The sequence below is a fragment of the Flavonifractor sp. An100 genome (genome assembly GCF_002161175.1).
Lineage (GTDB): Bacteria > Bacillota > Clostridia > Oscillospirales > Oscillospiraceae > Lawsonibacter.
In genome coordinates this window covers 1-24,111 of record NZ_NFMA01000010.1, presented here as the reverse complement: position 1 = coordinate 24,111, position 24,111 = coordinate 1, and the positions used below count along the sequence as shown (strand labels likewise).

Genomic DNA, 24,111 nt, shown 5'->3' with positions numbered 1-24,111 from the left:
ACCATGAGCGTTCCCAATATTCCCAGCAAAATCAATAGTTACAACGTCTACAACGACGCGGAGCGCCTGATCGGCGTGGGCGATGAAGTCACCCTGCCGGACTTCGAGGCCATGGCGGAAACCATTTCCGGCGCCGGGATCCTGGGCGAACTGGACGACCCCACCGTGGGCCATTTCTCCAACATGGAAATGGAGATCCCCTTCCGCGTCCTGGACCGCGAGGCCACCGATATGCTGGACATGACCAAGGCGGTGCGGCTGACCCTCCGGGCGGCCCAGCAGGCGTTGACCGTGGAGGGTGACACGGAATTTCGGTCCATGCGCGTGGTGGTGCGCGGCAAAAGCGCCACCCTGGCCATGGGTAGCGTACAGAACGCCAACCCCATGGAAAGCAGCGTGACCCTGAATGTGTCCTATATCCTGATCGAGGTAGACGGCACCACCCTGGTGGAACTGGACAAGATCAACCCGACCTTCAAGGTGAACGGCGTTGACCTGCTGCAGAAAGTGAGGGAAATGACCTAATGAGCAACAGCACCGAGAACACGGCCGCCCTGGGTGCGGCGGAGCAGGAAACCGAGGAGGAAAGCCTGGTCCTGAAATTCCGAAAGCCCTACAAGTTCGAGGGCCAGGAATACACCGAGGTGGACCTGTCCGGCATGGAGGACATGACGGCCGGGGACCTGTGCGCCGTGGCCAAACTGGCCAACCGGGAACTGGGCGTGACGCCGATCCCGGAAATGACCCTGCCTTATGCCATGTATATGGCGGCCAGGGCCAGCCACAAGCCCGTGGAGTTCTTCAAGGGCCTGCCCCCGGTGGAGGCCATGAAGTTGAAAAACCTGGTCACGGGTTTTCTGTACGGCGGGGATGGAGAGGAATAAACCCGCCGGAAATCAAAAAAGGGTGTGTTGCCCTATCTCTCCGACTGCATAGCGGTGTGGACTACTTCCTGGGCCTGCCGCTGGACGATCTGAACGACATGGCAAAGGTGGTGCTTGAAATTGGCAAAAAGCAAGGTCATGGAACTGGCCATAAAAATCGCCGGAAAGGTAGATAAATCCCTGGGGACCAGTACCAAGGCGGCCAACAAGCAACTGGCGACCATCCAAAAGGCGGCCAACAAAGTATCCACCACCATGACGGCGGGACTGGCGGCGATGGGGACCGGGGCCATCGCCGCCACCAAGTACCTGGCCGACCTGGGTGGAGAATGGCAGACGGCCACCAACCAGGTGGCCGCCTCCACCGGCGCGGCCGGGAAGGAACTGGAGGGCCTGCGGGACGTTATGGAGGACGTGTACGCGGCCAACTACGGGGACAGCGTGGCCGACGTGGGCGACGCGGTGGCCATGGTAAACCGGAACATGGCCAACCTGGACCAGAACGGATTGACGGCGGCCACCGAGGGCGCCCTGGCCCTGCGGGACGCTTTCGAGTACGACGTGGCGGAAAGCACCAGGGCGGCGGAGGCCATCCGAAAGAACTTCGGTTCCTCCGCAGAGGAGGCTTTCAGCCTGATCGCGGCCGGCGCACAAAACGGCCTGGACTACTCCGGGGAACTGATCGACACCATCAACGAGTATTCCTCCCAGTTTGCAAAACTGGGCTTTGACGCAGATGGAATGTTTAACATTCTCCAGGCGGGGGCGGACGGAACCGCCTGGAACCTGGACAAGGTGGGCGACGCCATCAAGGAGTTTTCGATCCGGGCCATTGACGGGAGCGACAGCACGGTGGAGGCGTTCGCGTCCCTGGGGTACAACGCGGAGGAAATCATGGCCACCTTTGCCGCCGGAGGTGAGGGGGCCAACAAAGCATTTTTTGACGTGATCAACACCCTTATGGCCGTTGACGACCAGGTGGAGCGGGACGCCCTGGGCGTGGCCCTGTTCGGCACCATGTGGGAGGACCTGGGGACGGAGGCCATGGAGGCCATGGCCGGCGCGTCCCAGGCCGCCTACGATACCGAGGGCGCCCTGGAGAAGATCAACCAGGTCAAGTACAACGACCTGGACAGCGCGATCCAGGGGATCGGCCGCCAGATGGAGGTGGCCCTGCTGCCGGCGGCGGACGCCGTGTATCGATCCCTTATGGACAGTATGCCGGAGATCACGGAGGCCATGGAGGAGGTGTCCCCAGTGATCGCAGAAATCGCCGGGGACTTTGCCGACTGGGCTGGCGGGGCCATTTCGGACGGCCTGCCGGTCCTGGTGGACGGGATCCGCGACTTTGCAAACTGGGCGGGCAAGGCATACGAAAAGGCCAAGCCGTTCCTGTCCTTCCTGTGGGAGCATAAGGGGACGGTGCTGGCCGTGGCCGCTGGTGCAAAAGCCCTTTCCGTAGGAATGGGCGCAGCCAACAAGGCCATGGGTGCCTATAAAAACGCAAAGGGTATGCTGGCAAACCTGCAAAAGATCGTTCCGGTATATACAAAGTTGATTGCGGCCAAGGTCAAAGACAAGGCAGAAACCGCTTATTTGTATGCGCTGGAGGTCAAGGACGTACTGATCCGGGCCAAGACAACGGCGGCGACCTGGGCGCAGACTGCGGCCACAAAGGCCAGCACACTGGCGACTAAGGCGGCAACCGTCGCCACAAAGGCCATGAGCGCAGCGGTGAAATTCCTGACCAGCCCAATGGGAATGACGCTGGGGATCATAACGGCCGTGGCGGCCGCCCTGGTCCTGCTGTATAAGAACTGGGACACCGTAAAGGCATGGCTGGTGAATTTCGGCAACACCGTGAACCAGATCTGGACCAACTTTTCCAACATGGTGGGAAATGCCATCGCGGCCATCGGAGAAAAATTCCCCCTGCTGGGTGCCTACCTGCAGGGATGGTGGGAGAGTATCCAGGCGGCGGTGGATAACGTCAAAGCGATTTTTCAAAATATCATCGACTTTATCAGCAACGTATTTTCCGGCAACTGGAGCGCGGCCTGGCAGAATATTGTAAACATCTTTGGAAATTTGTTCGGCATGATCGTGAACCTGGCCAAGGCGCCGATCAACGGGGTCATTTCGGCCATTAACTGGGTGCTTTCCAAAATCAACAGCATTTCCGTGACGATACCGGACTGGGTGCCCCTGGTGGGCGGCAAAACCCTGGGCTTTAATATCCCAACGATCCCGCAACTGGCGGAGGGCGGCGTGGCCACCTCCCCCACCCTGGCGGAGATCGGCGAGGGCGGGGAACCGGAGGCCGTCATGCCCCTGTCCAAACTGGCGGCCCTGCTGGACGAATACACCAAGAAACCGAAACCGACCGGCGGCGCAGACGGCCAGGAGGGCGGCGACGGGGAAACCATCGTATTCTCCCCCGTGCTGAACTTCTACGGCAAAGCGGACCGCGAGGAGGTGGAGGAGGCCACCAGGATCTCCTTCGAGGAGTTCAAGCGCCTGTATAAGCGCCTGAAAGCGGAGGAGCGCCGGAAGAAATTCAAGCCGGAGCCTGCGATGGGGTAAGGAGGGCGCCATGGAAAAGACCTATACGACGAAACAGGGCGACGCCTGGGACGCCATCGCGTTCCGGGTGTACGGCGACGTGAAATATACCGGCTTTCTCATGCAGGCCAACTTCCCGCACCTGGACACCTTCGTGTTTGACGCGGGGGTGGTCCTCCAAACGCCGGACCTGCCGGAGGACGACGACCTGGCCAACGCGCCGATCTGGAGGACCACCGCATGAGGACACGGAGAGCGGAAACGGATCTGACCTGGAACGGCGCGGCCGTCACCAGCAAAATGGTGGGCTACAAGGCCACCGTGACCTATACGGACGCGGCCAGCGGCGAGGCGGACAGCCTGGAGATCAGCATGAACGACCGGGACCGCCAATGGACCACGGCGTGGATGCCGAAAACCGGGGACACCCTGACGGCCGCCATTAAGGTGTACGACTGGGAGCGGGAGGGGGACAACCGGACCCTGGACTGCGGATTTTTCATCCTGGACAATTACAGTTTTTCGTGGTGGCCAATGACCGGGACCATTTCGGCCGTATCGGTGCCGGCGGATAGTGCTTTCCGGGCGACGCAGCGGACCAAGACCTGGGAAAAGGCCACCCTGCAGGCCATAGGAAACGAGATCGCGGCCAGGGCGGGCATTACCCTGACCTGGGACGTGGAGGGGGAACCCATTACCGTCGAAAGCGTGGAGCAATCCGAGCAAACGGACTGCGAGTTTTATATGAGCCTGTGCGAGGAATACGGCCTTTCCATGAAGGTGTACGCCCAAAAAATCGTGGTGTACGACCGGGAGCAGTACAAGGAGCGGGACGTGGCGGGCACCATCCGGGAAAGCGAGATCGAAAGCGGTTCCTGGAATACCACCCTTGACGGGACCTATACCGGCGGGGAATACACCTACACGGACCCGAACACCGAGGAGGAGATCAAGGTCACGGTGGGGACGGGGACCCGGATCCTGAAACAATCCGGCAAGGCCGACAACAAGGCCGACGCGGAGCGCAAGATCACGGCGGCGGTGGCCAACGCCAACCACGGCGCCACCACCTTGTCCCTGACCATCATGGGGCGGCCGGACCTGGTGGCCAGCCAGTGCGTCACCGTGGTGGGGATCGGCCGCCTCTCCGGCAAGTATTTTATCGACAGTATCACCCACACGGTGGGCGGAGGATACACCATGGACATGGAACTGTCCCTGGTGGAGGCCATGACCGAGGAAGTGATCAAGGACGCCACGGAGCGCCTGGCGGCGGTGGGCGTCATGGACAGCCCGGAATACTGGGTGCAGCATTACAAGGACGTGGCCAACCTGGACGGCCTGATCCTGAACATGGCCACCCGGATCAAGACCAACCTGGGCGGCAGCAGTATCACCACCGTGGACGACGCCCTGGACGTGCTGACCCGCACCGGCGTGATCAACTCCCCGGACTACTGGGCCAGCAAGCACAGCGCCCTGGCGTGGCTGGATCGGCTGCTGATCAATGCCGCCAACGCCCTGACCGAGTAAGGAGGAGCCAATGAAGGGAGAAATTCGCCTGGGGAAAATATCGTCCATCGACTACGCCAAGGGCATGGCCCGGGTGGTGTACCACGAAAAGGACGACGACGTGACGCGCCTGATCCCCCTTCTCTCCCATGAGTACAAAATGCCCCCGGTGGGGTCCCAGGTCCTTGTGGTCCACCTGTCCAACGGGACGGAGGCCGGCGTGGTCCTGGGCCGGCCGTGGAGCGAGAAGAACGCGCCGCCGGAGGGCGGGGCCACCCTGTACCGGAAGGACCTGGGGCAGAACCCCGGGGACGCCATGATCCGGTACGACGGCAGCACCCTGACCATCAAATGCACCGGGGCCATCAATATCGAGGCCGGCGGGGCCATCACCATCAACGGCGCCACCATCGACCTGAACTAAAAGGAGGCGGGAACCATGCCAAACGCGGCAAGACTGACGGACGCGGTGGACGGGACCACCGACGGGGAACATTCGGGGCACGTGCCCCCACACTCCCCCGAACCATTCACCGGGGAGATCTCCGGGGCCTGTTCCGGGGACGTGCGGGTGAACGGCCTGGCGGCCGCGACGGTGGGAAGTATCACCACCGAGCGGGACGGGTGCTGTGGATCCAGCCAGGGAGCGGTGGCGGCAGGCAGCGGAACCGTGCGGATCAACGGAAAAGCGGCGGCCCGCACCGGCGACGCCCTGGACCCCCATAGCGGGAGCGGGACCATCACCGGAGGCAGCGCCACCGTGCGGATCGGAGGGTAAACCATGGCCATCGGAACACTGGGAAGAAAGATCGTTTTTGAGGTGAGCGACGACCGGGTTTTTACGTTTTCGGAAATGACCCGGGAGATCACGAGCCGGTGGGCCAACCACGAACCCCAGGGGGTCAAGCCAAAGCCGGAGTTTTTGGGCGCCGGCCTGCAGACGGCCAGCCTGACGATCACCATTTCCGCCACCCTGGGGGTCCGCCCCCGGGACGTGCTGGAGGCCATCGAGAACATGGTGGAGAACGGCACGGCGGAAACCCTGGTGATCGGCAACAGGCCGGTGGGAAACAACCCCTTCCGCCTGACCGGATCGAGCGAAACCTGGGGCGTGGTGTATAACCGGGGCGAACTGGCCAGGGCCTCCATGACCATCAACCTGGAGGAGTACACATGAACGAAACCGGCGTTTACGACTTCAAACTGGAATACACCTTCGCCGGCGACTACATGGCAGAACTGGACCGGCAACTGGCCCTGCTCCTGTCCACGCGGGAGGGCACCATGCCCCTGGATCGGGAGTTCGGCCTGAACATGGACTTTGTGGATATGCCGCCGGAGGTGGCCAAAAGCCTATACACGGCGGAGGTCACGGAGAAGGTGGCCAAGTTTATCCCCACGGTACGGGTCCAGGAAGTCAAATGGAGCAGCGGAGGACAAGGGAATTTAATTGCAAAGGTGGTGATCACAAGTGCCTGACGAAATGAACGCGATCAAGAGCCTGCCGGACATTTCTTTCATCGGCAACAAGGACATTGACCAGGTGCGGCAGGAAATGGTGGCGGACTATGAAAGTTTTATTTCCGAGGCCACCGGCCAGACCGTGACCCTGGAGCGGTCCAGCGTCCACCGTATGGAACTTTACGCGGCGGCGGCGCAGATCTACCAGGCCATGCAGTACATTGACCGACAGGGAAAGCAAAGTATCCTGAAATACTCCTATTCGGATTTCCTGGACAACCTGGCCATTTTTAAGGGCGTGACCCGGAACCCGGCCACGCCGGCCACCACCACCCTGCGCTTTACCCTTTCGGCGGTGCGGGACACGGCCACCGGGATCCCCCAGGGGACCCGCGTTTCCACGGCCGGCGCCACCTACTTCGCAACGGACGTGTACGCGGAGATCCCGGCGGGGTCCACCGCCGTGGACGTGCCGGCCACCTGCACGGTGGCGGGCACGGACGGAAACGGGTTCGCCGCCGGAGAACTGGCCACCATTGTGGATCCGATCCCATACGTGGCCAGCGTGACCAACACGACGGCCACCGAGGGCGGCGCGGAGATCGAGAGCGACGACGACCTGGCGGAGCGGGTTTTCCTGGCCCCTGGGGCCTATTCTACGGCCGGACCGGAGGACGGATACCTGTACCACGCCAAGGCGTACAGCGCCGCCATAGGCGACGTGGTGGCCACCAGCAACCAGGCGGCGGGGACCGTGGACATTGTTTTCATCATGGCCGACGGCAGCACCCCGGGGGAGGAAATGATCGAGGGCCTGGAGGGCTACCTGCAGGGCAAGACGATCCGGCCCATGACGGACCTGGTACGGGTGGCCGCGCCGCAAGAGGTCACGTACACCATCAACCTGACCTATTACATCAACCGGAGCGACAGCGCCAAAGCCGTGACCATCCAGGCGGCGGTGGCCCAGGCCGTGGCGGACTACCAGACCTGGCAAAGAGCCATCGGGCGGGATATTAACCCCTCCCAACTGGTCCGCATGGTCATGGACGCGGGCGCCAAGCGCGTGACCGTGACGGCCCCCACATACACCGCCGTGGACGCCACCAAGGTGTCCGCCCTCCAGGGGGACGCCGTGATCAGTTACGGAGGGCTGGAGGATGATTAAACTTTCCGGGAGCCGGTTCACGGACATTATGCCGGAAAACCTGGCCAGCCAGGTGGAAACCCAGGCTTTCGCCTACGCGGTGGGGCGGCAGATTGAAAAACTGTGCGCCTACTCCGACGCGGCCAGGACCTACGCGGCCATAGCGACCATGCCGGAGTGGCTGCTGGACTATATGGCCGTAGAACTTCGCACCCCGTCCTATGATGAAAACTATTCCCTGAAAACCAAACGGGCGCTGATCCAGGGGTCCCTCCTGTTTTACACGCAGATGGGGACGCCGGCGGCGGTGAACCGGATCATTGAAACCATCTTTGAAACCGGGTACATCGAAGAATGGTACGAGTATGACGGGGATCCCCACCACTTCCGCGCCTACGTAGGCGACGGCGGAGAGGTAGGGCCGGGGGAACTGGAGGAGTTCCGGCGGGTCCTGTCCTCCGTCAAGCGCCTTTCGTCGTGGCTGGATGATATTATCACGATCACCGCCATGGACCCGGATATGGTGACGTTTACGGGGACCATGGGGAAGGGCTACACGTCCACGCCCCTGCCGGAGGCGGCGGTGGACTACCACCTGGAGGACATGATCCGAGCGGGCGGAACATTCGGCACCATTACACAAACCGCCATCCCGGCGGCGATCTAAACAGGAGGAAAACCCATGTTTTACGGATTTGTAATCACCGAGGCAGGAAACAGCCTGCTGGCCAGCATGGTGGCGGGCCAAACCCTGACCATCACAAAGGCGGTCATGGGCGAGGGCACCGCAGACAACGCGGAGGCCGCCCGGAAGTTGACGAACCTGATCACCCCGGGGCCGGAGGCCACCAGCACCGAGCCGACGGTGGACGGGAACAACGTCAACATGATCGTGGAGTATCGGTCCGACCTGAACGGCGGCCTGCAGGAAGGGTTCTGGATCGGTGAATTTGGCATTTTCGGCAAGATAGGGAACGGCGCGGAAACCATGATCGGGTACGGTTCCCTGGGCGACGCCAAGCAGTACGTGAGCGCCTACGTGGCCGGGGCCGCCCCGGACGTGCGCCGGTATCCCGTTTCCATCACCGTCACCACCGGGATCCAGGTTGACGTGGCATACCCGGCGGAGGCGTGGATGACCGCCGAGGACGTGGCGGACTACTTCAACGGGACCCTAAAGCCGGATCTGGAGGACGGCCTGCAGGACCTGATCGACGAACACAACGAGGACCCGAACGCACACGGCGGCGCCCTGGAGAACAAGCAGGACAAGATCGAGGTGGAGGGGATCCTGAAAGGGACCAAGACCACCGGAGAGGGCGGCGACACGTACAGCGTGGGAGCGGCCACGCCGGGCACCGACTACCAGGCCCCCACAAACGCCCTGACGGCGGCGCAGGCCATGACCACCCAGGACCTGATCCCCTTCTATGACGTGACCAACAGCCAGCACAAGCGGACCACCCTGCAGGCGCTGAAAGAGGCCATCGGGGTGCAAAGCCCGGCCATCAATGTGACCACCTGCGCGGGGGCCTCTGTGACCTGTTCGGACGGCGTGACAACCCTGGAGGGCACGGGGTCCACGGAGTTTGAACTGCCCAACGTGGGAAACTGGACCGTGACCGCCCAACTGAACGGGGAAAGCGTGTCCGAGGTGGTGAACGTGAGCGGCGCCCTGCTGTATGAGGTGGACCTGATGATCACGAGCGGGATCGCCGTGACCACACAGCCCACCAAAACCACTTATTTCATCGGGGAGGCGTTCGACCCGGCGGGCATGGTAGTGACGGCCACCTTTGAGGACGACACCACCGAGAACGTGACGGAGGACTGCACCTTCTCCCCGGACACCATGGCGGAGGGAACCCAGTCCGTCACCGTTACCTATCAGCGGGCCGGGATCCAGAAAACCGCCACGGTGGCCGTGGCCGTGCGGACGCTGGACCACATCGCCGTGACCACGGCACCCACCAAAACAGCGTACAACTACGGGGAAACCTTCAACCCGGCGGGCATGGTGGTGACGGCCTACTACACCGACGACACCAGCCGGGCGGTGACGGGGTACACCTACTCCCCCACCGGCGCCCTGGCCATGAACAACACCACGATCACTATTTCCTATTCGGAGGGCAGCGTGACCGAGCAGACCACCCAGGCCATCACGGTGTCCAAGGTGCTGGACAGTATCGAGATCACCACGCCGCCCACTAAAACCGCCTATTTCTCCGGGGAAACCTTCAACCCGGCGGGTATGGTGGTGACGGCCCACTACAACGACGGGAGCAGCGCGGCGGTGTCTGGGTACACCTATTCCCCCAGCGGCGCCCTGGCGGCGGGAAACAACACGATCACCGTGTCATATTCGGAGGGCGGGGTGACTAAAACCGACACCCAGGCCATCACCGTGACCACGATCTCCAACACCCTGAACAGCAATTCATGGGCCACTATCAAGGCCGTTTCCGACGCCGGCCAGGGGGACAACTACTGGGACGTAGGCGACACCAAGCAGATCACGATCAACGGAAAGGTGGGGAATACGAACATTTCCAACCTGGCGATCAACGTGTTTATTATCGGGTTCAACCACAACGCCAGCCGGGAGGGTTCCAACCGGATCCACTTCAAGATCGGCAAAATCGGCAATACCCAGGTGGGCCTCTGTGATAGTGAATACGGAAATTATACTTCCACCTCCGGCGCGTTCACGATGAACACCAGCAACACCAACAGCGGCGGGTGGGCCAACAGCCACATGAGAAAGACGGTGCTGGGGTCCGACGCAAGCCCCACCAGCCCCCGGGCCAACACCCTGCTGGCGGCCCTGCCGGCGGACCTCCGGGCCGTTATGAAACCGATCACCAAGTATTCGGACAACACCGGCGGCGGCAACAATACGGCCAGTTATGTGACCAGCACCACGGACTACCTGCCCCTGCTTTCGGAGTTCGAGTACCACGGAACCCGGACCTATGCCAACAGCGCGGAGCAGAACTTCCAGCAGCAGTACGCCTATTATCAGGCGGGCAACAGCAAGGTGCATTACAAGCACAACGCCACCGGCACGGCGGCCAGGGCGTGGTGCCGGTCCGTCTATGCGACGGGCACGAGCTATTTCTGCCTTGTCGGCACCAACGGCGCCGCCGACTACTCCAACGCGAGCGATTCCTGGGCCGTGGCCGCCGGCTTTGCAGCCTAATCCGGCGGAGCAATCGGGGAAAATCCCGCCCACGGAAGTGGGCGGGATCCCGCCGAACACACACCGAGAGGAGGGGCGGCCATGTCTGTCCTGAAAAGCAAGCGATCCACCAGCAAGGCGGAGTATGTGAACCTGGCCAATGAGATTTACACGGAAACCGTGGCATTTTTGACCCGGCTTTCCGCCAGGTACGCCCGCCTGCTGGCGGAGCCGGTGGCGGCGCTGGCCGGGGAGGTGATCGACCAGACGGAAAAAGCGAACAGCATTTTTCCAAAGGGAGAGCCGAACCTGGGCCTGCGGAAAGGCCACCTGCTGGAGGCCAGGGCCGCGCTTATGGCCCTGGACGTGCGCCTGGGACACTGTTACACCATCCTGGCGCTGAACCCGCAGGGGTGCTTTACTAAGCCGGACGGGAAAAGCGTACCGCCGGCGGAGGCCACCAAGAAACTGGATGATATGTCGCAAAGCCTGGGCGAAAAGATCGACCGGGAAAATGAACTGATCCGGGCCGTTCTGGAGAGCGACCGGAAAAGAAAATAAATCACTGGCCATTTGGGTGTATCTCTGAAAACGTGCCGGGTGGCAGGGCGGCGGGTGCTTTGACGGCGGCCAATGCGTGGTGCCGGTCCGTCAATGCGACGAACACGAACAATTTCTGCCTTGTCAACACCAACGGCAACGCCAACAACAACAACGCGAACAATTCCTGGGCCGTGGCCGCCGGATTTCACAACCCCGCGAGGGGAACGGGTCAAATGCAGTAGGAAACGAACCGGACCCTTTGTGAAAGGAGAGATACTGCCCGGGCCAAAAACCCGAAACCGCACTCTGTGGCCACTTCACGGACGCTGCTTGCATGGCGGGCCTATTGTGCTAACCCCGTTTCATGTGAAGGGGCTACGCGTTTAGCCGCACACCTACACCACAACCGCACGGAGGCGCGAAAAAAATATATGACCAGTGAGGAGCGCCGGGAGGCGCGATACCATAGACGACAGGCCGCACGGGAGGCGCGGCGGAGGAAACGCAGCGAGGACCTGGGCGGGATCGCCCAGGCGTTCAGTTTCCGAAAAATGTTCAAATGGGGAAAGAAGTGCTGTAACAATGTCCGGTGGAAACAATCCACGCAGAATTTTGAACGGCACCTGTTTTCCGGCACGGCCCGCAGGCGGCGGGAAGTTTTATCCGGGAAGTGGCGGCCAAAGCCGGGTGCCCACTTCCTTCTCCGGGAGCGAGGCAAGATCCGGCCCATAGACGCCCCACACATCAACGACCGGCAGATCCACAAAACCCTGACCAAGGAGGTGCTGGAGCCGCTATACACGCCGGGCATGATCCGGCGGAACGGCGCCAGCCAAAAGGGAAAAGGACTGTCCTTCCACCATGAGGAACTGAAACGGATCCTGCGGGAGCATTTCAGGAAACACGGCCGGGAGGGTTACGTGGTCCTTATGGACCTAAAGCAGTTCTTTCCCTCCGCGCCCCATGCGGCGATCTATGAGCGCCACCGGCGCCTGATCCTGGACCCGGAGATCCGGGCGGTGGCGGACACGGTGGTGGCCGCTGTGCCGGGCGGCGTGGGTATGCCCCTGGGCGTGGAGCCGTCGCAGATGGAAATGGTGTCCCTGCCGTCCGCCGTGGACAACTGGATCGCCTGCCAACTGCGGGCGGAAGGGCCGGCCCACTATATGGACGACTACCACATGATCGCGGAAACCAAGGAGCAGGCGGAGGCGTTCCGGGACGCCGCAACCGAGCGCATGGAGGCCATGGGGCTGACCGTGAGCCGGAGCAAAACCAGGATCGTGCCACTGTCCAAACCCTTCCGGTTCTGCAAGGTCAAATTCTACCTGACGCCCACCGGGAGGGTGATCACCCACGGGAACCGGGACGGGATGAAACGGGCGCGGCGGAAACTGCGGGCGTTCAAGGCCAAGGTGGACGCCGGGGAAATGACCGTCCAGCAGGTGCGGGCGTGGCTGACCAGCCAGATCGCCTATTTCGAGAACTACAACGACCACGGCCGGGTCCTCCGGCTGAACCGGATATTTCATGCAATTTACGGAGGTGCAGAACCATGATCAAGATCATCAAAGACGGGACAAGCCTGGGAATGACCGAGGCGCCAACCTACGTGCGGCAGGCGGAAAACGGGTGCTTTGTGCTGTGCCAGGAGGCGGAGGCCACGGGGATCGCCCACAACGGAACCGTGTACCACCTCCTGGGCCGGGAGGCCCTGGAGGGCGCGGAGAGCGTGATCCTGGAGGAGACAGACGCCGGGGAGGAGATCGAGCGGACGGCCACGACCAACGGGATCGTGTTCACCACCATGGCGGAGGCCGGGAACATTGACGACGTGACGGCGGCGGAACACGCGGACTTGTTCTCCCCGTGGGCCTATCCCGTCAACTACACAGCGGGGCAGATCCGGCGCTATACGGACGGAAAACTGTATAAATGCCTCCAGGCCCATACCAGTCAAGCCGACTGGACGCCGGACACGGCGGTGAGCCTGTGGGTGAGCATTTCGGACCCGGCGGAGGAGTGGCCGGAGTGGTCCCAGCCCATGGGGGCACATGACGCCTATGCCCAGGGGGCCAAGGTAAGCCACAACGGGAAACACTGGATCAGTGACGTGGCGGCAAACGTGTGGGAGCCGGGCGTGTATGGATGGACGGAGGCCGCAGACGACGCGGCGGAGGTGTAAGCCGTGGAAAAAATACCGTACATCGTAAAAAAGCGTATGAGGCTGGAGGGGATCGGCGGCCACGTCAATCTCCCCTATGGGACACGACTGGAGGCCGTGGACGGAATGATCATCCACAAGGGTGCGGCCGTCTGCGCCGTCACAAGCCGGAACGCACACCTGCACCTGGCCAGGGACGACGACGGCCAAGGGCGGGAGCGGGGCGCCCTGACGCTGGCCATCACCTCCACACTGGAAAAACGGGACAAAGACCATCAAGCCCGCTGGGATCGGGTGTGGGAGGATGAAACCGCCCAAAAGTACCGACGGCAGGACCATGAAGATCATTTCCTGTGGGGCCACGCCTTTTTCGAGGCCCCGGTGGAGGACCTGCGGCACATCGCGGATCTGATCGGCGCGAGGAGGTGACGGCCATGGACAGCACAAAAGTGATCGCGGACCTGTGCGCCGTCATTGACCGCATGAACGTGATCATTCAGGCCCAGGCCATGGAACTGGCCCAGTTCGGGGCGCTGGCCCACGAGGAGGAGATCGCGGCCGTGCGGCGGCAGTACGCCAGGGCCGTCGGTGAGGGGGTGGGACCTTGAACCTGGAGGAGATCCTGCTGGGCGGCGGCGGGGCGCTGCTGGCGGCCATGACGATGATCCAGGTGGCACCGATCAAGGTAAATCCATGGTCCGCCGTCGCCAAGGCCATCGGCCGCGCCATCAATGGGGAGGTGATCGCCAAGGTGGACCAACTGGAGCGGGACCTGGAGGCCATGAAAGCGGCCCAGGAGGAGCGGGACGCGATCAGTTGCCGGTCCCGGATCCTCCACTTCGGGGACGAAACGATCCACGGGGTCCGCCACACAAAGGAGCATTTCGACCAGATCCTGCGGGACATTACCAGTTATGAACGATACTGCGACGACCACCCGCATTTCGAGAACAACACCACCGTGCTGACCTCCCAGCGGATCAAGGATATTTACGAGGACTGCCTGGCAAAGGCGGATTTTCTGTAAAAAAGGGGGCGCAGGAATGAATATGCCTTTGATCGCGGCGGCAGCCATGGCCGGCGGGGCGCTGCTGGGCTTTTCCTTGTGCTGGGCCGCCACAAGGCTGGCCGGAGGAAGCCACGCAGCGGCCGCACGGCTGGCCACCGCCGCAAAGAAGAAAATGGGGACCATGGACAAGGTGCTGATCCTGGAGGGCGTGATCCTGGTGGCCTATACGGCGGCGGACCTGGCCGTGTTCTGGCACACCGGGAACGAGCCTGCCACCCTGACCGCCTGCGTGTTCGGCGTGTGCGGTTTTGAAAACGGGGTCATGGGATGGATCAAGACCACAAAGGAAAAACAGGCGGCCGCAAGAACGAGCGGGAGCGGCCAGACTGCCGCACCGGAGGAACCGCCAAAGGAGCGGCCGGAGCCGCCAGACGTAGGAATTTAATAAGGGGGTTTTACCAATGACAGAGAACCAACTGAGGCAGAAGATCGTGGACACAGCAGAGGCGTGGCTGGGGTGCAAGGAGGGCGACGGGAGCCACAAAAAGATCATTGACGTTTACAACGCCCACAAACCCCTGGCCCGAGGCTATAAAGTAAAGTACACGGACGCATGGTGCAGCACATACGCCTCCGCCGTGGCCATCAAGGCGGGCATGACCGACATTATCCCGACGGAGTGCGGGTGCGAAAAGCACATTGAACTTTTCAAGAAATTGGGCGCGTGGCAGGAAAATGACACCTACACCCCGAAAATGGGAGATTATATTTTCTATAACTGGGACGACGGCGCCAACTACGCCACCACGGACCTGACTGCCTCTGCCGACCATGTGGGGATCGTCACCAAGGTGTCTGGGAACACCTTCACCGTGATCGAGGGAAATATGTCCAACGCCGTGGGGCACCGCACCATGAAGGTGAACGGGAAATATATTCGCGGGTTCGGCACCCCGGACTATGCCGGCAAGGCGACAGAAACCGGCGGCGGGACCAGCGAGGCCGGCAGGCCGACCATCTACACCGTGAAAGCCGGGGACAACCTCTCCAAGATCGCGGCCAAGTATGGCACCACCGTGGACGCCCTGGCGGAGATCAACGCCATCCAAAACAAGAACCTGATCCGCGTGGGCCAGGTACTTATGCTCCAGGATACGCCCCGGGCGGCGGCCGACAAACTGGAGGCCCTGAGTGTGATCAACTCCCCGGACTACTGGGCGGAGGCGGCGGAGGCCGGAAAGGTCCAATACCTGGACATTCTGATGAAAAAGGCCGCGCAGACCATCACAAAGGCCGGGGTGCGGACGGATACGCCCCAGGAGGGCGTGGCCGCGCTGGTGGCCGCCGGCGTGATCAATACGCCGGAATACTGGCTGGCCAACTATGGCACATTCCCCAGCCTGGACCTGCTGCTGCAGGCGCTGGGCGGGGCTGTGAAATAATCAGAGGAGGACATACACATGGAAACCATTATGCAGTACATTCCCCTGGCGGTGTCCGCCATCCTGCTGGTGGCCCTGATCTTGACCGTGATCACCAACATCATCACCCAGGTGGTCAAGAAAATCACCTGGGACAAGATCCCCACCAACATTCTGGCGGTGCTGGTGGCCATGGCCGTGACCCTGCTGGCGTTCTTTGCGGTGTGCCAGATCATGGGCTGGGCCGTCACCTGGTACATGGTGGCCGGCGCGGTGGCCCTGGGCCTGTTCGTGAGTTATGCGGCCATGTTCGGCTTTGACAAACTCCGGGAGGCCCTGGAGCAGATCACCAACTGGGGCAAAGACAAAACGGAGTAAAGAGGACCCCCGGCACCGTGTAGGTGCCGGGGGTTCGTTATCGGGCAAAGAACACGCCCAAGGGGCTGCCGGAGGGGGACCGCCACCCGGCGGGGTGAATGTCCTCCAGGGCCTCCCGAGAGGTGCGGCCATCCGACCATCGGATCACCGCCATGGTGGCGGCGGGGGTCCAGCGGGTGGCCTCCCTCTCCAGGAAACCGACGATCACGCCGACCTCCTGGGGGTACATGGCGCCAAAGTTCCCGATCACGGGCTGGCCGACCATGACCAGGCCGGGGTGCGCGGAGGGCTGGGCGTCCTGGGGAATGTAGGCAGACAAGGGATCCGCCGGGGCGGCCTCCTCCACCTCCTCCTGGTCCTCCGCGTATTCACAGGAGGCCCGGAACACGGGGGCCATGCTGTACCGTTCCGGGACGATATACTCCCCGTTATGGTCCGTGTAGATCTTCGCCCGGCGCTCCTGACCATCCCGGCGGAATGTCACCGTTTTGGCTGTGCGCTTGACGATTTCCACCACGAAAACACAGTTGTGATCACAGGCGCTGGTGGTGTAATAAGATTTTCCGACTTCAAAAGTGGACATTCTGGAAACCCCCTTGATTTATTCGCCTTACTCTTGTAAAATCAGGGTGGGCCGGCGTAAGGCTGCCGGCCGCCCTGTTTGGGTTTGGTGCGCGGTTCACTTGCGAGGTGGGGCCGCGCACCGCTTTTTATGCCTTGACCTTGCTATCCCGCACGATCTTTGCGGCGGCCGCAGGGTCCGAGGCGGTGGCCTCAATCAGTTTTGCGATATTCTCTAAAAACTGATTGAGTTCCGCTGTGGTCATTTCGTCCATTCCCTCACTTCCTTTCGTAAGGGGCTGGCCGCCCCTGCCTTACGAGTATTATTATATACTTGAACAAGTATATTTGCAAGAGTGAACCTGCACAAACTTACACAAGTATATTTGTGTAGATTATATACTTGAACAAGTACACAAAAGGCGCTATAATACAGGAAAAGGAGGCGATCCCATGGAAGGAACAAAGGGGACGGCGGCGACCAGAGCAAAAAACAAGTATGCGGCCGCGAATTATGAGAGGCTTTCCCCCTTCGTGAAGAAAGGGAAAAAACAGCGGTACAAGGACGCGGCGGCGGCTGGAGGATATAGCAGCCTGAATGAATTTATAGAAACTGCCATGGACCGCCTGGCGGACGAAATCCTGGGGAAAGAGTAACGGCACCACACGCGCCGGTGTAGGGGCCGCCCAAGGGCGCCCCGCCGGAATAATCATTTTTTCTTCGTTCAGACTATTACCACGGGTTTTCACCTGATCCCGTGCTAAAGTTAAGAAAAAGTCTGGTTATTCCCACACGGAGGCGCGGCGGTGAAGAAATTTCTATATCACGGGAAAAAGAATATCTGCGGGGACCGCATACGCATGGCGAGGCTGGGGAAGCGGCTATCACAAACGGACCTGGCCCGCCTCCTTCAACTGGAGGGCGTTCCGATGGAGCGGGACGTGATCAGCCGGATGGAGATGGGGGATCGCCTGGTCACGGATTATGAGGTGGTCACAATAGCGGAGGTCCTGGACGTGCCCGTGTTATGGCTATTAGGGATAGAATGAGAGCGGCCGGCGTGAAAATCACGCCGGCCGCTTTTCCGCGCAAAGGGGGAAAATATGAACTACAAAGGGTATCACCATCTAAAATGGGAGGACCGCCTGAAAATCGAGGGGGCGCTGAAAACCGGGGGCAAGCCTGCGGAGATCGCGGAAATGCTGGGGGTCTGCGTCAAGACCATATACAACGAGATCAAGCGGGGCCTATGCCTCCAGCAGAAAGAGGGATACATATTCCAGGAGGAATACTGCGCGGAGGTGGCGGAGCGGAAGTACCAGGAGCATTTGAGGGCCAAGGGGCCGGAGATCAAACTGGGCCGGGATCATGCTTTCGCCAACTTCGTGGAGCGGAAGATCATAGAAGAACACTATTCCCCAGGGGCGGTGCTGGCCTATATCGAGGCGGCCGGCCTGGAGTTTGAAACCCATATCTGCGAAACGACCCTTTATTCCTACATATACCGGGGGGACGTGTTCCTGGAACTGACGGAGGAACACCTGCTTTATAAAGGGGAGCGGCGGCGGGACTACGAGCAGCGAGAGCGGGCCAAAGAGGCCCCGGGGGACACCATCGAGGACCGGCCGCCGGAGGTACGGGCACGGAACACGTTTGGGCACTGGGAAATGGACAGTATTATGGGGCCAGTGGGGTCAAAGGCGGCCCTGCTGGTGCTGACAGAGCGGCTGACGCGGTGGGGGCTGGTGATACGGGTACCGGACCATACAGCGGAAAGCGTGGTCCGGGCGCTGAACCGGGTGGAGCGGAGAATGGGAAAGCGGTTCCGGGAAGTGTTCCGCACCATCACCGTGGACAACGGCAGCGAGTTCATGGACTGCGCCGGCCTCCAGCGATCATACCGGCTGAAAGGCCCACGGACGAAAATCTATTACTGCCACCCCTATTCCCCGCAAGAGCGCGGGAGCAACGAGAACATGAACCGGATCCTGCGGCGGTGGTTCCCAAAGGGGACCAACTTCGACCAGGTGACGGAGGCGGAGGTGGCCCAGGCGGCGGAGTGGATGAACAACTATCCGCGCCGGATCCTGGGGTGGAGATCCGCCGGGGCCGTGTTCGAGGAGTACGTGGCCGCCTGAAAATCTGAACAGCGGGAGCGGGACGGCCGGGGCCGGGTTTTGGCCGCCGGTGATTTTTCACGCCCTGGGATCGCCGGGAACGGGAGAAAAAGGCCGCTCCACCATAGTGGAGCGGCCCCAGTATACCGCACGTCAAAAATTTTTCTTGATATTTTGTAATTTATCCTTGACTTTTTCAATTTTTTTATTTAAATGTATAGCATAATTGGTGTATAAGTGGAAATAGGACTACAAGATGTTGAGAACGGGGGAAGAAAAGAAAAAAAGAGGGGGAAAGAATCAAAAAATATGGTTGACATATGGGAAAGATATCGTCTATAATGAATAACGCTTTCCTGAAAAGGGGGCTTTCTGCCCATTTTCCCGGAGGCACCGGCTCTGGCAGCCGGAACACTACAAAGACCGCAGCTGTCTCCTTTTGGAGGGAGCTGTTGTTGGGCCGGGAAAGCCGGCTTGAAATTGGATTAGGAGGTGTCCCCCATGCTTCGTACCTATCAGCCCAAGAAGCGCCAGCGTTCCAAGGAGCACGGCTTCCGCAAGCGTATGGCCACCCGCAATGGCCGCAAGGTGCTGGCCCGCCGCCGTGCCAAGGGCCGCGCTCGTCTGACCCACTGATGCTTCCAGGGGCTTTTTTGCCCGCTGAAGCGTCCGCGTGCCGGACAAGACCGGTTCAGACTGGATACGGCAAAGAGGACACAGCTGCATAGATCGCGCAGAAAGGGGCGTGGGAGTTTTCCCCCGCCCCAATTGCCGCATGTGTCGAAATTTCGGCCGCTGTTCCCGTTTTTGTTTGGAGGTCCGTCATGAAGCATACCGTTTCCCTGAAACAAAATCATGAGTTCCGCCGCCTGTACAACAAGGGGAAAAGCGCGGTGTCGCCCTATTTTGCCGTCTACTGCCGCAAAACCGGCCGTCCTTACAGCCGGTTGGGCATCACCACAGGGGTGAAGCTGGGCAAGGCGGTAAAGCGGAACTTTGTCCGCCGCCGCATTCGGGAGCTCTACCGCACCAACGAGTGGAAGCTCCAGCCCGGCTACGACATTGTAGTGGTGGCCCGCACCCGGGCTATCTTTGCCCGCTATTCCGACCTGGAGCACAGCTTTCAGCAGCTGATGCGGAAGCTGGGGCTCACGGTGCCCCGGGAGGAGCGGCCGGTATGAAGGCGATACTTCTCTGGCTGATCCGGTTTTACCGTCGCAACATCTCCCCTATGCGCCCTCCCTGCTGCCGTTTTATTCCCACCTGCTCCCAGTACGCCCTGGAAGCGGTGGAAAAATATGGGGCGGTGAAGGGGGGCTGGTTGGCCCTGCGGCGTGTGCTGCGGTGCCACCCCTTCCACCGGCAGAAGTCCATTGAATATGATCCCGTGCCCTAAAAGGGGCAGGACCTGTCGGCTATATTTGAGCTTGCGGAGGTATGATTGTGGAAATTATCCTGAAACCCTTTTCCTGGCTGTTGATGTTCTTCTATGAGACCTTCAACAGCTATGGTCTGGCTCTAATCCTCTTTGCCGTGGTCATTAAGCTCATCCTCTTCCCCGTCACCCTGAAGGGCAAGAAGAGCATGATCCAGACCACCATGCTCTCGGGCAAAATGCAGCAGCTGCAAAAGCAGTACGGCAAGGATCGGGAGCGCTATAATCTGGAGGTCCAGAAGCTCTATGAGCGGGAGAAGGTCAACCCCATGGGCGGCTGCCTGTGGTCCCTGATCCCCCTGATCCTGCTGATCGCCCTGTTCTATATCATTCGGGAGCCCCTGACCCACTTTATGAGCCTGTCCGCCCAGGAGATCGCCCTGCTGGCCGAGCAGCTCAACTGGTCCACCGAGGCGGTGGCCCACGGCTGGGTGTCCCAGTCCAACATGGACAAGCTGCTCCAGCAGCTCTCCAACGGTGAAATCACCACCGTCTTCCAGAACGGCTCCTACAACCAGGTGTATCTGGCCTCCCTCATCAACGAGGGCAACCTGCCCGCTCTCCAGGCCGCTATGGGCGAGGCGGGGTCCAAGCTGTTTGCCATGGACTTCACCTTCCTGGGCCTGAACCTGGCCTCCATCCCCAGCTGGAAGTTCTGGGTGGGCGGTCTGAGCGCCTTCGGCCTGTTCCTGCTGCCCTTAGTGTCCACCGGCGTGTCCTTCCTGTCCATGAAGGTGTCCATGGCCACCAACAAGATCAACAATCAGGTCAAAAACGACCAGATGGACAAGACCAACCGCATGATGATGTACACCATGCCCCTCATGTCCCTCTGGATCGGCTTTACCGTCCCCGCCGGCCTGTCCATCTACTGGATTGCCCAGTATCTGGTCACCATGGTTCAGGAGGTCATCTGCGCCAAGCTGCTGAAGAAGGACTATGAGGCCGCCCGGGCCGCCGCCGAAGAGCGGGAGCGCCGGGAGAAGGAAGAGGAGAAGCGGCGCAAGGAAGAGGCCCGTTTGGAGCGTCAGCGCCGGATCGAGGAGGAGAAGAAGAACAAGGGCAAGAAGAAGCCCGCCCAGAAGAAGACCAACGACGAGCCCGAGCAGGAGGGCGTGAATAAGAACGACAGCCGGGAGGGCATCCGGGCCTATGCCCGGGGCCGGTCCTATATCCCCAACCGCTTTGGCGAAGTGACCCCCTACACCGATCCCAACCAGCTCTTCCTGGCCCAGGCCATGGAGCAGGCCGCCAAGGGCAAGAAGAAGGGCAAGGCCCAGCAGGCCCAGGCGGAGGAGCCGGAACAGAAGGAACAGGAGCAGTCCCAGCCGGTCCAGGCCGTCCCCCAGGCCGAGGAGCCCAAGGCTCTGGAGGAGACCCCCGCTGTGGAGGAGCCGGTTCAGGCCCCGGAGGAGGAAGCGGCGGAGGAGACCGCTGTCCCTTCCAAGGAGGAGGACGCCCCTTCCGGTGAAGAGGAGACCGATGAGGACAAGGAGGTCTGAAGGAAATGATCAAATGGATTGAAACCACCGGCCGGTCCGAGGAGGACGCCATTGCCGCCGCCCTGATCCAGCTGGGTCTGGACCGGGACGACGTGTCCATTGAAGTGATCGAGCGGGCCAAGTCCGGTTTTCTGGGCTTCGGGGGCAACCCCGCCAAGGTCCGGGTCAGCTATGAGGTAGAGGAGGAGGGCGGCGAGCCCAAACCCATGCAGGATCTGCTGCGGGAGGAGGTTCTCTCCGTGGTGAAGGAGGAGCCCAAGGCTCAGCCTGCCCCCAAGGCCGCTCCCAAGGAGGAGAAGAAAGAGGAGCCCGCCCCTGTGGAGACGGCAAAGGAGGAGACCCCTGCCGCCCCCGTGGAGGAGGAGACCATCTTGGCCGCCAAGCCCGGCTGGCAGCCCCCCAAGGCCAAGCAGCCCAAGCCCGAGCGCCGGGAGCAGCCCCGGCAGCGCAAGCCCCGCTCTGAGCAGCTCCAGGAGGGGGACGAGGTCCTCATTGGAGAGGAGCAGCCCCGGGAGCGCCGGGAGGAGACCCTCACCTTGGCCTCTCAGGAGGACGAAAAGGGGGCGAAGATCCGCTCCTTCCTCACCGGCCTGCTGGAGCACCTGGATGTGAAGGCCCAGCCTGAGGTGTACATCAACCAGGACGGCAACTACAAGGTCATCCTCCAGGGCACCGGCCTGGGCGCCATCATCGGCCGCCGGGGGGAGACCCTGGACGCCATTCAGCAGCTGACCAACTACTCCGTCAACCACGGCCAGTCCAAGCGGGTGCGCATCCACATTGACGCCGAGGGCTACCGGGCCAAGCGGGAGGAGTCCCTCCAGCGTCTGGCCCTGAAGATGGCCGGCAAGGTGGTCAAGTACCGCAAGAGCATGACTCTGGAGGCCATGAACGCCTACGAGCGCCATGTGATCCACACCACCCTCCAGGACTATCCCAACGTCACCACCTACTCCACCGGTGTGGAGCCCAACCGCCGTACCGTGGTGGCCTATGCCCCCGGTCAGAAGTAAGAACCACACAGCAAGCCAGTCAGGCGGGAGGACCACCATCCTCCCGCCTGTTTTTGTCCAAAGGAGGTTTCATTGTCCCATGTCCACCCCCCTCTATGACGCCCTGACGGCCTACGCCCGGTCCAATCCCGCCCGCTTCCATATGCCCGGCCACAAGGGGACCCCTCTCTCCGCTCCGGAGTTTTCCCCCCTCACCCCCCTGGACGTCACCGAGCTGCCCCCCACTGGAAACCTCTACGAGGCGGGTGCCCCCTTTGATGAGGCCCAGCAGCTGTGGGCCCGCGCCTTCGGTTTTGACCACTGCCAGTTTCTCACTGGGGGTTCCACCCTGGGCATCCACACCGGGCTGGCTCTCTTTACCTCCCCTGGGGACCGGGTGGCGGTGGACCGGGCCTGCCACCGCTCGGTGTACAATGCCCTGGCCCTGCTGGACCTGGAGCCGGTATTTTTGGAGCGACCCTGGCTGGGAGAAGAAAACCTTATCGGGCCCTTTTCTCAAAAAGATGTGGAAAAAATTCTAGATGTCCACCCGGATGTGAAAACGGTCTGTATAACCTCTCCAACTTATGCCGGACTGTTGTCGGATATCCCCGCCATTTCTGGGGAAATACACCGCCGGGGTGGAAAATTGTTTGTGGATGGAGCCCACGGGGCCCATCTGCCCTGTTTGGGTGTGGACGCCTTCTCCGGGGCAGACGGGGTGGTGGTTTCCGCCCATAAAACCCTCCCCGCCCTGGGACAGGGGGCCCTGCTGTTTTACAGGGGGGGGGTGGAGGACCGGGTGCGCCGGTGGTCCAGCGTCTTTGGCACCTCCAGCCCCTCCTATCCCATTCTGGCCTCCCTGGACCTGTGCCGGGACTGGTTGGAAGGGGAGGGGAAGGGGGAGTACCGCCGGGTCCGGGACCGGGTGGCCGGGCTGCGGGAGCGCTTTCCCAGCCTGGGCGGGGAGCTGCCCCTGGACCCCACCCGCCTGACCCTAAAGGTGAAGGACGGCCCTGCCTTTGCCCGGGCTTTGGAGGAGCGCGGGATCTATCCCGAGATGGAGGACGGGGGCCATGTGGTCCTCATCTGCACCGGAAGCGATAGCGAGGACTCCTTTGTCCGTCTGGAGCCCAACCGCCGTACCGTGGTGGCCTATGCCCCCGGTCAGAAGTAAGAACCACACAGCAAGCCAGTCAGGCGGGAGGACCACCATCCTCCCGCCTGTTTTTGTCCAAAGG

At 61.5% G+C, this 24,111-nt stretch carries 32 protein-coding genes; 30 read left to right on the top strand and 2 right to left on the bottom strand.

What is annotated here, in order from left to right:
- Positions 1-3 precede the first annotated feature (3 nt).
- From B5E43_RS07350 to B5E43_RS07255, 21 genes are all read left to right on the top strand, one after another.
- Entirely contained in the window at positions 4-525 is a 522-nt protein-coding gene (locus B5E43_RS07350) for a phage major tail tube protein (protein WP_087395163.1), read from the top strand.
- Entirely contained in the window at positions 525-884 is a 360-nt protein-coding gene (locus B5E43_RS07345; protein ID WP_087379261.1) for a phage tail assembly protein, read from the top strand. The genes B5E43_RS07350 and B5E43_RS07345 overlap by 1 nt, the downstream gene beginning before the upstream one ends.
- Before the next feature lie 120 nt (positions 885-1,004).
- Positions 1,005-3,467 carry a phage tail tape measure protein gene (locus B5E43_RS07340; RefSeq protein WP_087395160.1) on the top strand — a complete coding sequence of 821 codons (2,463 nt, stop codon included), beginning with the start codon at positions 1,005-1,007 and terminating at the stop codon, positions 3,465-3,467.
- Between the two features lie 10 nt (positions 3,468-3,477).
- Positions 3,478-3,690 (top strand): tail protein X, encoded by a 213-nt coding sequence (locus B5E43_RS07335; RefSeq protein WP_087395156.1) that lies wholly within the window; start codon positions 3,478-3,480, stop codon positions 3,688-3,690.
- A complete protein-coding gene (locus B5E43_RS07330) occupies positions 3,687-4,979 on the top strand; it encodes a hypothetical protein (RefSeq protein ID WP_087395153.1) in 1,293 nt (430 codons plus the stop codon). The genes B5E43_RS07335 and B5E43_RS07330 overlap by 4 nt, the downstream gene beginning before the upstream one ends.
- A gap of 10 nt (positions 4,980-4,989) precedes the next feature.
- Positions 4,990-5,382, top strand: a complete 393-nt coding sequence (locus tag B5E43_RS07325) for a hypothetical protein (protein ID WP_087395151.1) — start codon at positions 4,990-4,992, stop codon at positions 5,380-5,382.
- Positions 5,383-5,397: 15 nt separating this feature from the next.
- On the top strand, positions 5,398-5,736 hold the full coding sequence (locus B5E43_RS07320) for a PAAR domain-containing protein (protein WP_087395149.1): 339 nt from the start codon (positions 5,398-5,400) through the stop codon (positions 5,734-5,736).
- A gap of 3 nt (positions 5,737-5,739) precedes the next feature.
- Positions 5,740-6,135, top strand: a complete 396-nt coding sequence (locus B5E43_RS07315; RefSeq protein ID WP_087395146.1) for a phage tail protein — start codon at positions 5,740-5,742, stop codon at positions 6,133-6,135.
- Positions 6,132-6,437, top strand: coding sequence for a hypothetical protein (locus B5E43_RS07310; protein ID WP_087395143.1), 306 nt, complete (start codon positions 6,132-6,134; stop codon positions 6,435-6,437). The genes B5E43_RS07315 and B5E43_RS07310 overlap by 4 nt, the downstream gene beginning before the upstream one ends.
- A gap of 4 nt (positions 6,438-6,441) precedes the next feature.
- Complete coding sequence (locus tag B5E43_RS07305; protein ID WP_242964758.1) at positions 6,442-7,587, top strand: baseplate J/gp47 family protein; 1,146 nt, start codon at positions 6,442-6,444, stop codon at positions 7,585-7,587.
- Positions 7,580-8,233 (top strand): phage tail protein I, encoded by a 654-nt coding sequence (locus B5E43_RS07300; protein ID WP_087395139.1) that lies wholly within the window; start codon positions 7,580-7,582, stop codon positions 8,231-8,233. The genes B5E43_RS07305 and B5E43_RS07300 overlap by 8 nt, the downstream gene beginning before the upstream one ends.
- Before the next feature lie 15 nt (positions 8,234-8,248).
- On the top strand, positions 8,249-10,768 hold the full coding sequence (locus tag B5E43_RS07295) for a bacterial Ig-like domain-containing protein (protein ID WP_087395134.1): 2,520 nt from the start codon (positions 8,249-8,251) through the stop codon (positions 10,766-10,768).
- An 81-nt stretch (positions 10,769-10,849) separates the two neighbouring features.
- The gene (locus B5E43_RS07290; RefSeq protein ID WP_087395131.1) at positions 10,850-11,308 is read left to right on the top strand and encodes a hypothetical protein; all 459 of its coding nucleotides are present in this window, start codon (positions 10,850-10,852) and stop codon (positions 11,306-11,308) included.
- 413 nt (positions 11,309-11,721) lie between these two features.
- The gene (locus B5E43_RS07285; RefSeq protein ID WP_087395128.1) at positions 11,722-12,849 is read left to right on the top strand and encodes a reverse transcriptase domain-containing protein; all 1,128 of its coding nucleotides are present in this window, start codon (positions 11,722-11,724) and stop codon (positions 12,847-12,849) included.
- The gene (locus tag B5E43_RS07280) at positions 12,846-13,475 is read left to right on the top strand and encodes a carbohydrate-binding protein (RefSeq protein ID WP_087395125.1); all 630 of its coding nucleotides are present in this window, start codon (positions 12,846-12,848) and stop codon (positions 13,473-13,475) included. The genes B5E43_RS07285 and B5E43_RS07280 overlap by 4 nt, the downstream gene beginning before the upstream one ends.
- Before the next feature lie 3 nt (positions 13,476-13,478).
- Positions 13,479-13,883, top strand: coding sequence for an isoaspartyl peptidase (locus B5E43_RS07275; protein WP_087395123.1), 405 nt, complete (start codon positions 13,479-13,481; stop codon positions 13,881-13,883).
- A 5-nt stretch (positions 13,884-13,888) separates the two neighbouring features.
- Positions 13,889-14,062, top strand: a complete 174-nt coding sequence (locus B5E43_RS15090; RefSeq protein ID WP_158098991.1) for a hypothetical protein — start codon at positions 13,889-13,891, stop codon at positions 14,060-14,062.
- Positions 14,059-14,481 carry a hypothetical protein gene (locus B5E43_RS07270; protein ID WP_087395120.1) on the top strand — a complete coding sequence of 141 codons (423 nt, stop codon included), beginning with the start codon at positions 14,059-14,061 and terminating at the stop codon, positions 14,479-14,481. The genes B5E43_RS15090 and B5E43_RS07270 overlap by 4 nt, the downstream gene beginning before the upstream one ends.
- A gap of 16 nt (positions 14,482-14,497) precedes the next feature.
- Complete coding sequence (locus B5E43_RS07265) at positions 14,498-14,908, top strand: hypothetical protein (protein ID WP_087395117.1); 411 nt, start codon at positions 14,498-14,500, stop codon at positions 14,906-14,908.
- Between the two features lie 16 nt (positions 14,909-14,924).
- A complete protein-coding gene (locus tag B5E43_RS07260) occupies positions 14,925-15,905 on the top strand; it encodes a LysM peptidoglycan-binding domain-containing protein (RefSeq protein ID WP_087395114.1) in 981 nt (326 codons plus the stop codon).
- An 18-nt stretch (positions 15,906-15,923) separates the two neighbouring features.
- Positions 15,924-16,262: a hypothetical protein gene (locus tag B5E43_RS07255; protein ID WP_087395111.1), complete on the top strand. Its 339-nt coding sequence runs from the start codon at positions 15,924-15,926 to the stop codon at positions 16,260-16,262.
- A 37-nt stretch (positions 16,263-16,299) separates the two neighbouring features.
- On the opposite strand, the gene B5E43_RS07250 is transcribed toward B5E43_RS07255, so the two are convergent.
- Together B5E43_RS07250 and B5E43_RS15655 are read right to left on the bottom strand one after the other, a co-directional pair.
- Positions 16,300-16,845: a hypothetical protein gene (locus B5E43_RS07250; RefSeq protein ID WP_087395108.1), complete on the bottom strand. Its 546-nt coding sequence runs from the start codon at positions 16,843-16,845 to the stop codon at positions 16,300-16,302.
- A 127-nt stretch (positions 16,846-16,972) separates the two neighbouring features.
- Positions 16,973-17,098: a hypothetical protein gene (locus B5E43_RS15655; protein WP_275533000.1), complete on the bottom strand. Its 126-nt coding sequence runs from the start codon at positions 17,096-17,098 to the stop codon at positions 16,973-16,975.
- Positions 17,099-17,276: 178 nt separating this feature from the next.
- On the opposite strand from B5E43_RS15655, the gene B5E43_RS07245 reads away from it, so the two are divergent.
- The 9 genes from B5E43_RS07245 to B5E43_RS07205 all read left to right on the top strand — a co-directional run bounded on the left by B5E43_RS07245 (position 17,277) and on the right by B5E43_RS07205 (position 24,047).
- A complete protein-coding gene (locus B5E43_RS07245; RefSeq protein ID WP_087380998.1) occupies positions 17,277-17,480 on the top strand; it encodes a hypothetical protein in 204 nt (67 codons plus the stop codon).
- A 150-nt stretch (positions 17,481-17,630) separates the two neighbouring features.
- Complete coding sequence (locus B5E43_RS07240) at positions 17,631-17,873, top strand: helix-turn-helix transcriptional regulator (protein ID WP_087395105.1); 243 nt, start codon at positions 17,631-17,633, stop codon at positions 17,871-17,873.
- Between the two features lie 54 nt (positions 17,874-17,927).
- Entirely contained in the window at positions 17,928-18,962 is a 1,035-nt protein-coding gene (locus B5E43_RS07235; RefSeq protein ID WP_087381002.1) for an IS30 family transposase, read from the top strand.
- A gap of 480 nt (positions 18,963-19,442) precedes the next feature.
- Positions 19,443-19,577, top strand: a complete 135-nt coding sequence (gene rpmH, locus B5E43_RS07230) for a 50S ribosomal protein L34 (RefSeq protein WP_040649988.1) — start codon at positions 19,443-19,445, stop codon at positions 19,575-19,577.
- Between the two features lie 188 nt (positions 19,578-19,765).
- Complete coding sequence (rnpA, locus tag B5E43_RS07225; RefSeq protein ID WP_087395102.1) at positions 19,766-20,122, top strand: ribonuclease P protein component; 357 nt, start codon at positions 19,766-19,768, stop codon at positions 20,120-20,122.
- Positions 20,119-20,337, top strand: a complete 219-nt coding sequence (gene yidD / locus B5E43_RS07220) for a membrane protein insertion efficiency factor YidD (RefSeq protein ID WP_087395099.1) — start codon at positions 20,119-20,121, stop codon at positions 20,335-20,337. Before rnpA ends, yidD begins: the two co-directional genes overlap by 4 nt.
- A 47-nt stretch (positions 20,338-20,384) precedes the next feature.
- The gene (locus B5E43_RS07215) at positions 20,385-21,878 is read left to right on the top strand and encodes a YidC/Oxa1 family membrane protein insertase (RefSeq protein WP_242964757.1); all 1,494 of its coding nucleotides are present in this window, start codon (positions 20,385-20,387) and stop codon (positions 21,876-21,878) included.
- 5 nt (positions 21,879-21,883) lie between these two features.
- Positions 21,884-22,891 (top strand): RNA-binding cell elongation regulator Jag/EloR, encoded by a 1,008-nt coding sequence (gene jag, locus B5E43_RS07210; protein WP_087395095.1) that lies wholly within the window; start codon positions 21,884-21,886, stop codon positions 22,889-22,891.
- 79 nt (positions 22,892-22,970) lie between these two features.
- Positions 22,971-24,047 carry an aminotransferase class V-fold PLP-dependent enzyme gene (locus B5E43_RS07205; RefSeq protein ID WP_087395092.1) on the top strand — a complete coding sequence of 359 codons (1,077 nt, stop codon included), beginning with the start codon at positions 22,971-22,973 and terminating at the stop codon, positions 24,045-24,047.
- Positions 24,048-24,111: the final 64 nt, after the last annotated feature.